Annotated in this window: 12 protein-coding genes; 2 read left to right on the forward strand and 10 right to left on the reverse strand. The window is 59.5% G+C overall.

The genetic code is table 11. The features are described from left to right. Positions 1 to 205: 205 nt before the first annotated feature. Genes ACYZT9_RS04895 through ACYZT9_RS04910 form a run of 4 tightly spaced genes read right to left on the reverse strand, consistent with a single transcriptional unit; the run spans position 206 to position 3,655 of the window. The gene (locus tag ACYZT9_RS04895) at positions 206 to 1,363 is read right to left on the reverse strand and encodes an osmoprotectant ABC transporter ATP-binding protein OsmV (RefSeq protein WP_462008811.1); all 1,158 of its coding nucleotides are present in this window, start codon (positions 1,361 to 1,363) and stop codon (positions 206 to 208) included. Beyond that, complete coding sequence (locus ACYZT9_RS04900) at positions 1,360 to 2,013, reverse strand: ABC transporter permease (protein ID WP_462008812.1); 654 nt, start codon at positions 2,011 to 2,013, stop codon at positions 1,360 to 1,362. The genes ACYZT9_RS04895 and ACYZT9_RS04900 overlap by 4 nt, the downstream gene beginning before the upstream one ends. 11 nt (positions 2,014 to 2,024) lie before the next feature. Further along, entirely contained in the window at positions 2,025 to 2,918 is an 894-nt protein-coding gene (locus tag ACYZT9_RS04905) for a glycine betaine ABC transporter substrate-binding protein (RefSeq protein ID WP_462008813.1), read from the reverse strand. A 20-nt stretch (positions 2,919 to 2,938) separates the two neighbouring features. Beyond that, positions 2,939 to 3,655, reverse strand: coding sequence for an ABC transporter permease (locus ACYZT9_RS04910; protein WP_054049992.1), 717 nt, complete (start codon positions 3,653 to 3,655; stop codon positions 2,939 to 2,941). 456 nt (positions 3,656 to 4,111) lie between these two features. On the opposite strand from ACYZT9_RS04910, the gene ACYZT9_RS04915 reads away from it, so the two are divergent. Then, positions 4,112 to 5,695, forward strand: coding sequence for a peptide chain release factor 3 (locus ACYZT9_RS04915; RefSeq protein WP_462008814.1), 1,584 nt, complete (start codon positions 4,112 to 4,114; stop codon positions 5,693 to 5,695). Positions 5,696 to 5,966: 271 nt separating this feature from the next. Then, positions 5,967 to 6,221, forward strand: a complete 255-nt coding sequence (locus tag ACYZT9_RS04920) for a hypothetical protein (protein ID WP_462008815.1) — start codon at positions 5,967 to 5,969, stop codon at positions 6,219 to 6,221. A 177-nt stretch (positions 6,222 to 6,398) separates the two neighbouring features. On the opposite strand, the gene ACYZT9_RS04925 is transcribed toward ACYZT9_RS04920, so the two are convergent. The 6 genes from ACYZT9_RS04925 to ACYZT9_RS04950 all read right to left on the reverse strand — a co-directional run bounded on the left by ACYZT9_RS04925 (position 6,399) and on the right by ACYZT9_RS04950 (position 13,456). Beyond that, a complete protein-coding gene (locus tag ACYZT9_RS04925; RefSeq protein WP_462008816.1) occupies positions 6,399 to 7,379 on the reverse strand; it encodes a peptide ABC transporter ATP-binding protein in 981 nt (326 codons plus the stop codon). Next, complete coding sequence (locus ACYZT9_RS04930; protein ID WP_462008817.1) at positions 7,379 to 8,347, reverse strand: ABC transporter ATP-binding protein; 969 nt, start codon at positions 8,345 to 8,347, stop codon at positions 7,379 to 7,381. The genes ACYZT9_RS04925 and ACYZT9_RS04930 overlap by 1 nt, the downstream gene beginning before the upstream one ends. Positions 8,348 to 8,357: 10 nt before the next feature. Continuing rightward, on the reverse strand, positions 8,358 to 9,269 hold the full coding sequence (locus ACYZT9_RS04935) for an ABC transporter permease subunit (protein ID WP_462008818.1): 912 nt from the start codon (positions 9,267 to 9,269) through the stop codon (positions 8,358 to 8,360). 10 nt (positions 9,270 to 9,279) lie between these two features. Next, positions 9,280 to 10,290 carry an ABC transporter permease subunit gene (locus tag ACYZT9_RS04940; protein ID WP_007900379.1) on the reverse strand — a complete coding sequence of 337 codons (1,011 nt, stop codon included), beginning with the start codon at positions 10,288 to 10,290 and terminating at the stop codon, positions 9,280 to 9,282. Between the two features lie 74 nt (positions 10,291 to 10,364). Then, positions 10,365 to 11,960 (reverse strand): ABC transporter substrate-binding protein, encoded by a 1,596-nt coding sequence (locus tag ACYZT9_RS04945; RefSeq protein ID WP_462008819.1) that lies wholly within the window; start codon positions 11,958 to 11,960, stop codon positions 10,365 to 10,367. Positions 11,961 to 12,037: 77 nt separating this feature from the next. Continuing rightward, a complete protein-coding gene (locus tag ACYZT9_RS04950; RefSeq protein ID WP_462008820.1) occupies positions 12,038 to 13,456 on the reverse strand; it encodes an OprD family porin in 1,419 nt (472 codons plus the stop codon). Between the last annotated feature and the right edge of the window lie 144 nt (positions 13,457 to 13,600).

A 13,600-nucleotide genomic window follows, 5' to 3' on the forward strand; every position in this document is an offset into this window, starting at 1 on the left:
CAGTGTGATGTTGCCCGGTTGGGCATTTTTTGAAGGGGGCTGCATTGCCTTTGTGGCGAGGGGATTTATCCCCGTTGGGTTGCGGAGCAGCCCCAAAACCTGCAACCACGGTGTACCTGGTGCACCGCATGCATTGGTTTACGACTGCTACGCAGCCGGACGGGGATAAATCCCCTCGCCACAGGTTTCATTCATGCCTCAGGGATCAGGCCAACGCCGTCTCCGCAGGCGAAACAATGCTGGTCTTGCCGCCACGAGACTTGCCGGAGCTCAAATACTCGGCAATCGACTCCTGCGTCACTTCACCCAGGAAAACCCGCTCCGCATCCATCACCGGCAACCACGAGCGATTGAACTCGTACATGCGCGACAACAGGATCCGCAAATGTTCGTCGTACGCCGCCGTGGCATTGAACTCACGCAGGTACTGCGCGCACGTGCCAGTCTGACGGAGCAAGTCGCGACGTCTTACATAACCCAGCGCCTTGTTTTCACTATCCGTGACCACGAAGTAACGACGGTCATGTTCATCCATCAACTCCAGCGCATCGGCCACCGTTGTTTCCGGGCTGACCGACGGTGCGTTGTCCGCGGCGTCTTCGGCCTTCACCAGCAACAGACGCTTGAGCGTGCTGTCCTGACCAACGAAGTTGCTGACAAATTCGTCCGCCGGGTGCGCGAGCAGGGTGTCCGGGTGATCGATCTGCAACAGTTTGCCGGCACGGAAGATCGCAATCTTGTCGCCCAGCTTGATCGCTTCGTCGATGTCGTGGCTGACCATGATCACGGTCTTGTTCAGCGCGCGTTGCATCTCGAAGAACTCGTTCTGGATTATTTCGCGGTTGATCGGGTCGACCGCACCGAACGGTTCATCCATCAACAGCAACGGCGCATCCGCCGCCAGTGCGCGAATCACGCCGATCCGTTGCTGCTGGCCGCCGGACAATTCACGCGGGTAGCGTGTCAAGTACTGCTTGGGCTCGAGCTTGATCATGCTCATCAACTCGCGGGCGCGGTCGTGGCATTTCTGTTTGTCCCAGCCCAGCAGGCGCGGAACGATGGTGATGTTTTCCTCGATGGTCATGTTCGGGAACAGACCGATCTGCTGGATCACATAACCGATGTTGCGGCGCAGGGTCACGGCGTCGAGGTCGGTGGTGTCTTCGCCGTTGATCAGAATCTTGCCGGAGGTCGGCTTGATCAGGCGGTTGATCATCTTCAGCGTGGTGCTTTTGCCACAGCCCGAGGGCCCGAGGAACACGCAGATCTCGCCTTCGTTGACGGTCAGGCTGACCGAGTCCACGGCTTTCACGTCTTTGCCGTTGCTTTGGAAGGTCTTGCAGAGGTTTTGAAGTTCGATCATTTGAGCAGTCCTTTTGGAGTCAGCGTGCGTTGCAGCCATTGCAGAAGCAGGTCGGCGAAGATGGCCAGGAGACTGACTAGCACGGCGCCGACGATCAGCATCGACATGTCGCTGCGGCTGATGGAAGCGAGAATGAGTACACCGAGGCCACCGGCACCGATGGTCGCGGCGATGGTCATGACACCAATGTTCATGACCACGGCGGTGCGCACGCCGGCGAGGATCACCGGCACGGCGATCGGCAGTTCGACCATGCGCAGGCGTTGGCCGAAGGTCATTCCAATGCCGCGGGCGGCTTCGCGAATGCCCGGTTCGACGCCGGTCAGGGCGAGGTAGGTGTTACGCATGATCGGCAGCAGCGAGTACAGAAACACCGCGGTGATCGCCGGCATCGGACCGAGGCCCTGGCCGAATTTCGAGTAGAACGGCAGCAGCAGGCCGAACAGCGCAATCGACGGCACGGTCAGCAGCACCGTGGCGCTCGCTTGCAACGGGCCGGCGAGCGTCGGGAAACGCGTCATCAGGATGCCGAGCGGCACGCCGACCAGAATCGCCAGGGTTACGGCGATGCCGACCAAGGTGATGTGCTGCCAGGTCAGGTGCATGACCTGCGGCCAGTCGAGATGGGAAAAGGCGTTGAGAAAGTCCATGTCTTTTCCTCTTAGTTGATTGGATGCTGGCGCAGGAAATCAGCGGCAACGGAGGAGGGGCTTTCGTGATCGACATCGACCCGCGCATTGAGCTGGCGCATGGTTTCGTCATCGAACAGCTCGGCCAGTGGTTTCATCTCTTCCGCCAGTTTCGGGTGGGCGTCGAGGTAAACCTGACGCACCACCGGCGCGGCGGTGTAGTCCGGGAAGTAGTGCTTGTCGTCTTCCAGCAACTTGAGCTTGAAGGCGTTCAAACGCCCGTCGGTGGTGTAGACCAGACCGGCGAACACCTGGCCATTGCGCAGCGCGGTGTAGACCAGACCGGCGTCCATCTGGCGGATGTTTTTGCGGGTCAGGTTCATGCCGTAGAGGTCGACCATGCCATCCAGACCGTCGGAACGGTTGGCGAACTCGGTGTCCAGCGCGACCAGGTGATTGGTTTTCGCCTCAGCCTGCAGCACCGCGTTCAGTTCGCTGATGGTGTTGATCTGCGGGTAGGCCTTCGCGGTTTTTTCCGGCAGGGCCAGGGCGTAGGTGTTGCTGAATTTCGACGGGGTCAGCCAGATCAGGCCCTTTTGCGCGTCGAGTTCTTTCACCTTGGCGTAGGACTGAGCGCTGTCGAGTTTCTCGGTGACATGGTTGTAGGCCACCAGCGACACGCCGGTGTATTCCCACATCAAGTCCAGTTGTCCGCTTTCGTGGGCGCTGCGGGCCAGATTGCTGCCCAGACCGCCGGTCACTTGGGTGTCATAACCCTTGGTGCGCAGGTACTGGGAGGTGATTTCCGCGAGCAGGGTTTGCTCGGTAAACACCCGGGCGCCGATGCGGATTACCGGTTTTTCAGCGGCTTGGGCGAACCCTGCGAACAGCAGAACGCAGCCCATGATTAAGGTTAGCTTCTTCATAAATTTTCCTTTGCCGAGGCTTAAGACGGGCGCAAGCCGCGTTCGAGCCAGAGGCGGCTGGCGAGTGTCACCAGACCGTCGAGCAGCAAGGCCAGCAGCGCAGTGCAGGCTGCGCCGAGCAGCAATTGCGGCTGATTGTTCAAGGCGATGCCAGGGAAAATCAGGCTGCCCAGGCTGTTAGCGCCGATCAGGAACGCCAGCGGCGCGGTACCGACGTTGATCGCCAGCGCCACCCGCACGCCACCGATGATGATCGGCACGGCATTCGGCAGTTCGACCCGCCACAGCACTTGAGTCGGCGTCATGCCGATGCCGACGGCGGCTTCCTTCAGCGAACCCTGAACATTCTTCAGCCCTTCATAGGTGTTGCGCACGATCGGTAACAGCGAGGCGAGGAACAGGGCGAAGATCGCGGGGCCGCTGCCGATGCCGAGGATGCCCAGGGCGATGGCGAGTACGGCGAGTGGCGGCACGGTATTGCCGATGTTGAAGATCTGCATGAAGCGTTCAGCACGGCCCACCATGGTCGGGCGGCTGAGGAAGATGCCGGCGGGGATGCCCACAACGAGGGCGGCCAGCATGGATACGAGGACGAGAATCAGGTGAGCTTGCAGGTAAAACAACAAGTCGTCGCGGTAATGTTCGATCGTGTTGATGCCAATCCAGTGGACCAGCAGGGCCAGAAGGGCGACGACAACCGCACCTCCTATCAGCCCTTTGCCATAGCGAATAGCCACAGGCGGACTCCTTTTTTCTTTCTTTGTCGGCGAACGCAGTCCGATGTCGCATGCCACTTCTGGCTGCCGGGATCATCGTTCGCGAGAAGCAGCTCGTCATTCGCCGAACGCGCTCCCCAGTAGGAGCGAGCTTGCTCGCGAAGATCGTCAACGATGACGCGTACCGTCTGGATGAACGCGTTGTCTGGACGTTTTTCGCGAGCAAGCTCGCTCCTACAGGGGAGGTGTACAGCCAGATAGAGCCATAAGCGCAGCCTCGTCAGGCTGATTGGCTGATTTTCAGCCCCTGACGAAAGCCGTAACAGGGAAGTGGACGTCTGCACCTTTTAAAAGGTTCCATCTTTATCAGCAGACAGCGTTCGCGAAAGTCCCCGCGTCCGGGCGGGTGGTGGTCCGTGATGGTCGGTTTGCGCTATACTCGCCGCCCTTTTTTGAATCACCGCCAGGCGATTTCCCATGACCAAACAGGCCGCCGAAGTCGCGAAACGCCGCACTTTCGCCATCATTTCCCACCCCGATGCCGGTAAAACCACCATCACCGAGAAGCTCCTGCTGATGGGCAAGGCGATTGCGATTGCCGGTACGGTGAAGTCGCGCAAGTCCGACCGCCATGCCACGTCCGACTGGATGGAAATGGAAAAACAACGGGGTATCTCGATTACCACGTCGGTCATGCAGTTCCCGTATCGCGAGCACATGATCAATCTGCTCGACACCCCGGGCCACGAAGACTTCTCCGAAGACACCTACCGCACCCTAACCGCGGTCGACTCGGCATTGATGGTCCTCGACGGCGGTAAGGGTGTAGAGCCACGGACCATCGCGTTGATGGACGTTTGCCGTCTGCGTGACACGCCGATTGTCAGCTTCATCAACAAACTCGACCGTGATATCCGCGACCCGATCGAACTGCTCGACGAAATCGAGGCGGTCCTGAAGATCAAGGCCGCGCCGATCACCTGGCCGATCGGTTGCTACCGCGACTTCAAGGGCGTTTATCACCTCGCCGACGACTACATCATTGTTTACACCGCCGGCCATGGCCACGAGCGCACCGATGTGAAAATCATCGAGAAGCTCGACTCCGACGAAGCCCGCGCTCACTTGGGCGACGAGTACGATCGCTTCGTCGATCAGCTGGAACTGGTGCAGGGCGCCTGCCACGAATTCAACCAGCAGGAATTCCTCGACGGCCAACTGACGCCGGTGTTCTTCGGTACTGCACTGGGCAACTTCGGTGTCGATCACGTGCTCGACGCCGTGGTCAACTGGGCGCCGAAACCGCTGGCCCGTGTTGCCAACGAGCGCACCGTGGAACCGGTTGAAGAGAAATTCGCCGGTTTCGTGTTCAAGATCCAGGCGAACATGGACCCGAAACACCGCGACCGCATCGCCTTCATGCGCATTTGCTCCGGCAAGTACGAAAAAGGCATGAAGATGCGCCACGTGCGTACCGGCAAAGACGTGCGGATCGGCGATGCCCTTACATTCTTCTCCTCCGAGCGTGAGCAACTGGAAGAAGCGTTTGCCGGCGACATCATCGGCCTGCACAACCACGGCACCATCCAGATTGGCGACACCTTCACCGAAGGCGAAGTCCTGGGCTTCACCGGCATCCCGCACTTCGCCCCGGAACTGTTCCGTCGCGTGCGTCTGCGTGACCCGCTGAAATCCAAACAACTGCGCCAAGGTTTGCAGCAGCTGGCCGAAGAAGGCGCCACCCAGGTGTTCTTCCCGGAGCGCAGTAACGACATCATTCTCGGCGCCGTCGGTGTGCTGCAGTTCGATGTGGTCGCCAGCCGCTTGAAAGAGGAATACAAGGTCGAGTGCTCGTACGAACCGATCACCGTGTATTCCGCGCGCTGGATCGATTGCGACGATAAGAAAAAGCTTGAGGAATTCCGCATCAAAGCCGTGGAAAACCTCGCGGTCGACGGCGGCGGTCACCTGACTTACCTGGCCCCGACCCGGGTCAACCTGGCGCTGATGGAAGAGCGCTGGCCGGACGTGAAATTCCGCGCGACGCGTGAGCATCACTAAAAGCAGGGTTGAACAATCCAAGACCCCGGTCGCGAAAGCACCGGGGTTTTTTATTGCTAACTCGGTCCAATGTGGGAGCAAGCCCGCTCCCACTGGGGATCACCATTGTTAGGTGGTTCGGTGATAACGCTTATGCCAAACCAATCTCCCCACCCATGGCATTTCCCGCGCATCGTTAGGGTCCTATCTGGAGAACCCGCCCCATCGGAACCGGATGTCTATCAGTTCCGTCGGGCTTCCACGTTTCACCTGGGAAAGGAAGGAATCGGTTATGAGCATTTTTCTACGCATTGTGTTGTTACTGAAGGTTTTGGTGATGCTGTCCGTTGGCATGTCGACGGCGGCGTGGGCGCAATGCCCTGATCATGATGAGCAGGCGTCGAGCGGGCAGGTTTCGCACACGACTTTGATGATCGCCCAGTCTAAATCGGAGCCCTATGATCAGGAGCAGGGTGGTAGTGCGGACGATGATGATTCGACTACCGAGGATCCCGATGCCGATACCGACGAGGATGAAGGGGCCTGATTCACAGGCAAAAGAAAACCCCTTCTTCCCGACTGTGCGCAGTCGAAGTAGAAGAGGTTTCTGAAAAGGCCGCCTATCTCATGTGGGAGCGGGCTTGCTCGCGAAAGCGGTGTGTCATTCAACAGTGAGGTCGATTGACACGCCCTCTTCGCGAGCAAGCCCGCTCCCACATTTTGTTTACGCCGCGCCGTCGAGGAATTGCTCGGCGTAGTGGCAGGCCACCTGACGGTTATCGAGCAGACGCAACGCCGGCTCTTCCGTGCGGCAACGCTCGGTCGCGTACGGGCAGCGCTTGTGGAACGCGCAGCCCGATGGCGGGTTCAGCGGGTTGGGCAACTCGCCGACGATCTTGATTTTCGGCTTGTTCGGGTCCGGGTGAATGGTCGGGGTGGCCGACAGCAACGCCTGGGTGTACGGGTGCAGCGGGCGTTCGTAGATGTCGTTCTTCGGGCCCATTTCCACCGGGCGGCCGAGGTACATCACCATCACGTCATCGGCAACGTGTTGCACCACCGCGAGATTGTGCGAGATGAACACGTAAGCGGTGTTGAACTCTTGCTGCAAATCCATGAACAGGTTCAACACCTGCGCCTGAATCGACACGTCCAGCGCCGACGTCGGCTCATCCGCTACCAGCACTTTCGGTTGCAGCATCATCGCCCGAGCGAGGGCGATCCGCTGGCGTTGACCGCCGGAGAACATGTGCGGGTAACGCTGATAATGCTCGGGGCGCAAACCCACCTGCTTCATCATCGCCTGCACTTTCTCGCGACGTTCGGCGGCTGACAGGTTGGTGTTGATCAGCAGCGGTTCGGCTAGCTGATCACCGACTTTCTGCCGCGGGTTCAACGAGGCGTAGGGACTCTGGAACACCATCTGCACGTCTTTACGCAATTGCTTGCGTTGCGACTTGTCGGCGCCGGCAACTTCCTGCCCGGCGATTTTCAGCGAACCGGAGGACGGCTCTTCGATCAACGTCAGGGCGCGGGCCAGGGTGGATTTGCCGCAGCCCGATTCGCCTACAACGGCGAGGGTTTTGCCGGCTTCCAGTTCGAACGACACACCGTTCAGGGCGCGGACGGTCGCATGCCCCTTGAACAGGCCTCGGGACACTTCATAGTGACGGGTGAGGTCGCGGGCGGTAAGTACGACGGCCATTACGCCACCTCCTGGTTCAGCGGGTAGAAGCAGCGGGCGAGGCTGTTGCTTTTCGGGTCAAGGGCCGGACGTTGCGCGCGGCAGTTGTCCTGCACATACGGGCAGCGCGGCGACAGCAGACAGCCTTGCGGGCGGTCATAACGACCGGGAACGATGCCCGGCAATGTCGACAGGCGTGAGGCGCCGAGGCTGTGTTCCGGAATCGCCTTGAGCAGTGCTTCGCTGTACGGGTGCGCCGGAATGTCGAACAGTTGTGGCACCTGACCGACTTCGACCGCCTGGCCGGCGTACATCACGCACACACGCTGGGCGGTTTCGGCCACGACCGCGAGGTCGTGAGTGATCAGTACCAGGCCCATGTTCTGCTCTTTCTGCAACGCCAGCAGCAGGTCCATGATCTGCGCCTGAATCGTCACGTCCAGTGCCGTGGTCGGTTCGTCGGCGATCAGCAGTTTCGGCTCGCCGGCAATCGCCATGGCGATCGCCACGCGTTGGCTCATACCGCCAGACAATTGATGCGGGTAAGCGTCCATACGGCTCGCGGCGCCGGGGATTTCAACTTTCTGCAACAGTTCGATGGCGCGTGCGCGAGCCTGCTTGCCGGACATCTTCAGGTGCAGTCGCAGCACTTCTTCGATCTGGAAACCGACGGTGTAGCTCGGGTTCAGCGCGGTCATCGGGTCCTGGAAGACCATGGCCAGGTCTTTGCCGACGATTTGCCGACGCTGACGGTTGCTGAGCTTGAGCATGTCCTTGCCGTCGAAATTCAGGGCGTCGGCAGTGACGATCCCCGGATGCTCGATCAGGCCCATCAGCGCCATCATGGTCACGGATTTACCCGAGCCCGACTCGCCAACGATCGCTAGCACTTCGCCCTTGTCCACGGAAATGTCGAGGCCATCGACCACCGGAACGGCGTTCTTGTCGCCGAAGCGAACGTTGAGATTCTTGATTTCTAACAGTGACATTTGAATCTCCTCAGGCGGCGTTCTTGAGTTTCGGGTCCAGCGCATCGCGCAGGCCGTCGCCCATCAAGTTGATTGCCAGCACGCTGAGCAAAATGGTCAAACCAGGCAGACTGACCACCCACCAGGCGCGTTCGATGTAGTCGCGAGCCGAAGCCAGCATGGTGCCCCACTCGGGGGTTGGCGGTTGTACGCCAAGGCCGAGGAAGCCCAGTGCGGCGGCATCGAGAATCGCCGAGGAGAAGCTCAGGGTCGCCTGAACGATCAGCGGCGCCATGCAGTTGGGCAGCACGGTGATGAACATCAGGCGCGGCAGGGTGGCACCGGCCAGGCGCGCGGCGGTCACGTAGTCGCGGTTCAGCTCGCCCATCACCGCAGCGCGGGTCAGACGAACATAGGACGGCAGGGACACCACGGCAATCGCGATCACGGTGTTGATCAGGCCAGGGCCGAGGATGGCGACAATCGCCACGGCCAGCAGCAGCGACGGCAGGGCCAGCATGATGTCCATCAGACGCATGATGGTCGGGCCAAGCAAGCGCGGGAAGAACCCGGCGAACAGTCCTAAAAGGATGCCGGGTATCAATGACATCACCACCGACGACAAACCGATCAGCAAGGACAGGCGCGAACCCTGGATCAGGCGCGACAGCAGGTCGCGACCCAATTCATCGGTGCCGAGCAGGAACTGGATCTGCCCACCTTCCAGCCAGGCTGGCGGGGTCAGCAGGAAGTCGCGGTATTGCTCGCTCGGGTCATGTGGGGCGACCCACGGCGCGAAGATCGCGCAGAAAATCACCAACAGCATGAACATCAGGCCGGCGACGGCGCCTTTGTTGCGCGAGAACGCGTGCCAGAATTCTTTGTACGGAGACGGGTAAAGCAGGCTTTGATCGACTGCTACCGCTGGAATTGGAGTGGTCATGGTCATGATCTCAGCGCTGATGACGGATGCGTGGGTTGGCGAAGCCGTAGAGGATGTCCACCACGAAGTTCACCAGAATCACCAGGCAGGCGATTAACAGGATGCCGTTCTGCACCACGGGATAATCCCGTGCGCCAATGGCTTCGATCAGCCATTTGCCGATGCCGGGCCAGGAGAAGATGGTTTCCGTCAGGACCGCACCGGCCAGCAATGTGCCGACTTGCAGGCCGACCACGGTCAGCACAGGAATCAGTGCGTTGCGCAGGCCGTGCACAAACACCACGCGCGACGGCGACAGGCCTTTGGCGCGGGCAGTACGGATGTAGTCCTCACGCAGCACTTCGAGCATCGAAGAGCGGGTCATCCGCGCAATAACAGCCAGCGGGATGGTGCCGAGCACGATGGCCGGCAGGATCAGGTGATGCAGGGCATCGAAAAACGCACCGACGTCATCGGCCAGTAGCGTGTCGATGAGCATGAAACCGGTGCGCGGCTCGATGTCGTAGAGCAGGTCGATGCGCCCGGACACCGGGGTCCAGCCCAGGGACACCGAGAAGAACATGATCAGGATCAGGCCCCACCAGAAGATCGGCATCGAATATCCCGCCAGGGAGATGCCCATCACCCCGTGGTCGAACAGGGATCCTCGCTTGAGTGCCGCGATCACCCCGGCCAGAAGGCCCAGGATGCCGGCGAACAACAGGGCGGCCATGGACAGTTCCAGGGTCGCGGGGAATAGAGAGCTGAATTCGGTCCAGACACTTTCGCGGGTACGCAGGGATTCGCCGAGATCGCCGTGGGCCAGTTTGCCAATGTAATCCAGGTATTGGGCATACAGCGGTTTGTTCAGACCTAGGCGTTCCATTGCCTGAGCATGCATTTCGGGGTCGACTCGACGTTCGCCCATCATGACTTCCACGGGGTCGCCTGGAATCATGCGAATCAGCGCGAAAGTCAGCAAGGTGATGCCGAAGAACGTGGGAATCAATAACCCCAATCGGCGGGCAATAAAACTAAACATCTTCTGGTGTACCTCATCAGCCGGTTAGGCGTGCCTGGTGTCCCTGGAGTCAGGGACACCGGGAGTTTTCTTATCTACTTCACCTGGGTGGTGGCGAAGTTGTTAGTGGTGAGAGGGCTAATGTGATAGCCCTCTACGTTGTTGCGCATTGCGGTGAACATTCTAGTGTGTGCGAGGCTGATCCACGGTTGATCCTGGTTAAAAATAACCTGGGCCTGTTCGTAGAGCGCCGCACGTTCGGCCGGATCGACTTTCGCGCGCGCCTCGTCGAGCAGTGCCTGGAACTTGTCATTGCACCAGCGCGCGTAGTTTTCGCCGTTCTTCGCCGCTTCGCAACTGAGCATAGGCGTCAGGAAGTTGTCCGGGTCGCCGTTATCGCCCGCCCATCCGGCAGAAACCATGTCGTGCTCGCCGTTTTTCGCGCGCTTGAGCATTTCGCCCCATTCCATCACGCGAATGTCGATTTTGATCCCGACCTTGGCAAGGTCGGCCTGCATCATTTGCGCGCCAAGCATCGGATTCGGGTTGGTCGCGCCACCGCCGTTGCGGGTGAACAGCGTAAACACGGTGCCTTCCGGAACGCCTGCCTCTTTCAACAGCGCGCGGGCCTTGTCGAGGTCGCGGGCCGGGTTTTTCAGGCTGTGATTGTAGCCGAGCAAGGTGTCCGGGTACGGATTGACCGCTGCCGTCGCATTGCCTTTGCCAAACAACGCGTTAACCGTTGCTTCCTTGTCGAAGGCGATGTCGATGGCTTTACGCACGCGAACATCACTCAAATATTTGTGAGTGGTGTTTATGGCGATATAGGCGACGGTCATCGCGTTCAGTTCGTCAACCTTCAGGTTGGTGTCTTTCTTGATGCTCGGAATGTCATCCGGCTTTGGATACAGCGCGACCTGACACTCATTGGCCTTGAGCTTTTGCAGGCGCACATTGTTGTCGGTGGCGATGGCCAGGATCAGTGCGTCAGCCGGTGGCTTGCCACGGAAGTAATCCGGGTTGGCCTTGAAGCGAACCTGTGCGTCCTTGTTATACCGCTGGAAAACAAACGGGCCGGTGCCGACCGGTTTGTTGTTGAGGTCGCCGGTCTTGTTCGCCTTGAGCAGCTGGTCGGCGTACTCGGCGGGGTAGATCGACGAGAAGGCCATGGCGATGTTGGCCAGGAATGGCGCTTCGCGGCGGGTCAGGGTGAATGTGACGGTGTTGTCGTCAATCTTCTCGACGCTTTTCAGCAGTTCCTTGAAGCCCATGCTTTCAAAGTACGGGAAGCCCACGCTCGACAGTTTGTGCCACGGGTGATTCGGGTCCAGCTGGCGCTGGAAGCTCCAGACCACGTCGTCGGCGTTCATGTCGCGGGTCGGCTTGAAGTAGTCGGTGGTGTGAAACTTGACGCCTTTGCGCAGGTGGAACGTGTAGGTCAGGCCGTCCTCGCTGATGTCCCAGGAATCGGCCAGCGCCGGAATCACCTCCGTGGTGCCGGGCTTGAAGTCCGCCAGACGGTTGAAGATGGTTTCGGCCACCGCATCGGCTGTGACTGCAGTCGTGTACTGGACCATGTCGAAGCCTTCCGGACTGGCTTCGGTACAAACCACCAGGGGTTTGGCCGAGACGCCAACGGCAACACTCAGCAACGCGGCAGCGATGGCCGCACGTAGGGGAAGCATTTTCATCAAGAACCCTCTGCAATCGGTTAAAGGACAAAGCCGAACGGCCGATTCATCGCTGAATCAGCCGTTCGGCAGGTGTATTACAGAATATTGAACGGGATGGTGGTCACGAGACGGAACTCGTTGAGGCTGCCATCCGCCTGGTTTTCACTGGCACGGTGAGCGGTGTAGGTCGCGCGGATCGCAGTGGCTTTGAGTGGGCCGCTCTGCACAGCGTACGAAGCACCGATGCCGTATTCGTAGTGGTGCTCGCCGTCCATCTCCTTCACATCGGTGTAGCCGGTGCTGTTGTAGTGAGTACCGTCGATGCCCCAGCCGCGAGCCTGGTAGATGTTGAACTTCAGACCTGGAACGCCGTACTCGGCCATGTTCAAGCCGTAGGCGACCTGGAAGGATTTCTCGTTCGGGCCGTTGAAGTCCGACAGCAGGGAGTTGGCCAGGTAGATGCCGTTGGTTTCGTGCAGGTAGTCGAAGTACTCGTTACCGTTCACTTCCTGGTACGAGAAGGTCAGGCTGTGGGCTTGGTGAGTCAGGCCGAACGACAGGGAGTAGGTGTCGTTGTCGATCTGGCCAAGCTTGGCCTTACCTTCGTCAACGGTCTTGTAGTAGTTCAGGCCGGTGGTCAGGCTCAGAATCGAGCTGTCGCCCAGTACGTGGCTGGCGCCGAAGTAGTACTGGTTCCACAGGTCTTCGGCCTGGGTGCCCCACAGGCTGGTGGTCAGGCTGGCGAATGGCTGGTAGGTGATACCGGCGGTGTGGACGTGATCGGCCTCGGCCGTGCCGTCGCCGTATTCGGAACGGAACTTGCGCTGGCTCTGTTCGGTACGCGGCGAATTGCGGTCGAAGGTGCCGAGGTCGAACGACAGGTTTTCCAGTTCTTCGCTGTGCAGGGTCACACCTTCGAAGCTCGAAGGCAGAGGGCGGTTGCCGATGACATCCACTTGCGGGCTGCTGAAGTTCTGGCGCCCGGCCGTCAATGTGGTGTTGGAGAAGCGTGCCTTGACGTTGGCCAGTCCCAGTTTGCTCCACTGATCAACAGCGTCACCGCCATTTTCGGTCAGGGTACGGTTGTTACCCCGGCCACCACGGCCTGGTTCAGGAGCGCCGCCATTGTTGGACGCGAGATCTTTGCGGTCCCGGTCCAGGGCGATAGCGTTGTACGCCGCCAGTTCAGTGCTGAAACCCACGGTGCCTTCAGTGAAGCCCGAGTTGTACTTGATGATCGTGCCTTGCACCCAGTTGATACGACGATCAGTCGTGCGAGTTTCGCCATTTTTACGATAGTTGAGCGTCGCACCCCGCTTGAAATGCTCGTTCGCATACCAGTTACGCGTGGAACCGGTGATCGATTGGCCTTCAACAAAGCCGGTGGCTTCGCTTTGGGCGCTCTTTTCCTTGACGGTAACCGGGGTAAAAGCCTGGCTCTGAGATTCTGCGTACGCCGTGGCGGTAACGCTGCTGATGGCCAAGGCCAATAACGCGGTGCTGCTCAGTTTCATGGGTGACGCTCCTTTCTTTCTTTTTTTAATGCCGGTCTTTTTTGGTTATCCGGCTATTTGATTTAAAACTCACTCAGGTCATCGCAAACGTTTGCTTAAGGCCGGACAGGCGAATTTCGGCAATACGCTTGCGAGGGGGCGGAA

This window comes from Pseudomonas sp. ZT5P21 (genome assembly GCF_054897785.1).

Excerpts from the sequence above, each read along its gene's own strand:
- ACYZT9_RS04895 (WP_462008811.1), bottom strand. The coding sequence starts at position 1,363 with ATGATCGAACTTCAAAACCTCTGCAAGACCTTCCAAAGCAACGGCAAA.
- ACYZT9_RS04900 (WP_462008812.1), bottom strand. The coding sequence starts at position 2,013 with ATGGACTTTCTCAACGCCTTTTCCCATCTCGACTGGCCGCAGGTCATG.
- ACYZT9_RS04905 (WP_462008813.1), bottom strand. The coding sequence starts at position 2,918 with ATGAAGAAGCTAACCTTAATCATGGGCTGCGTTCTGCTGTTCGCAGGG.
- ACYZT9_RS04915 (WP_462008814.1), top strand. The coding sequence starts at position 4,112 with ATGACCAAACAGGCCGCCGAAGTCGCGAAACGCCGCACTTTCGCCATC.
- ACYZT9_RS04920 (WP_462008815.1), top strand. The coding sequence starts at position 5,967 with ATGAGCATTTTTCTACGCATTGTGTTGTTACTGAAGGTTTTGGTGATG.
- ACYZT9_RS04925 (WP_462008816.1), bottom strand. The coding sequence starts at position 7,379 with ATGGCCGTCGTACTTACCGCCCGCGACCTCACCCGTCACTATGAAGTG.
- ACYZT9_RS04930 (WP_462008817.1), bottom strand. The coding sequence starts at position 8,347 with ATGTCACTGTTAGAAATCAAGAATCTCAACGTTCGCTTCGGCGACAAG.
- ACYZT9_RS04935 (WP_462008818.1), bottom strand. The coding sequence starts at position 9,269 with ATGACCACTCCAATTCCAGCGGTAGCAGTCGATCAAAGCCTGCTTTAC.
- ACYZT9_RS04940 (WP_007900379.1), bottom strand. The coding sequence starts at position 10,290 with ATGTTTAGTTTTATTGCCCGCCGATTGGGGTTATTGATTCCCACGTTC.
- ACYZT9_RS04945 (WP_462008819.1), bottom strand. The coding sequence starts at position 11,960 with ATGAAAATGCTTCCCCTACGTGCGGCCATCGCTGCCGCGTTGCTGAGT.
- ACYZT9_RS04950 (WP_462008820.1), bottom strand. The coding sequence starts at position 13,456 with ATGAAACTGAGCAGCACCGCGTTATTGGCCTTGGCCATCAGCAGCGTT.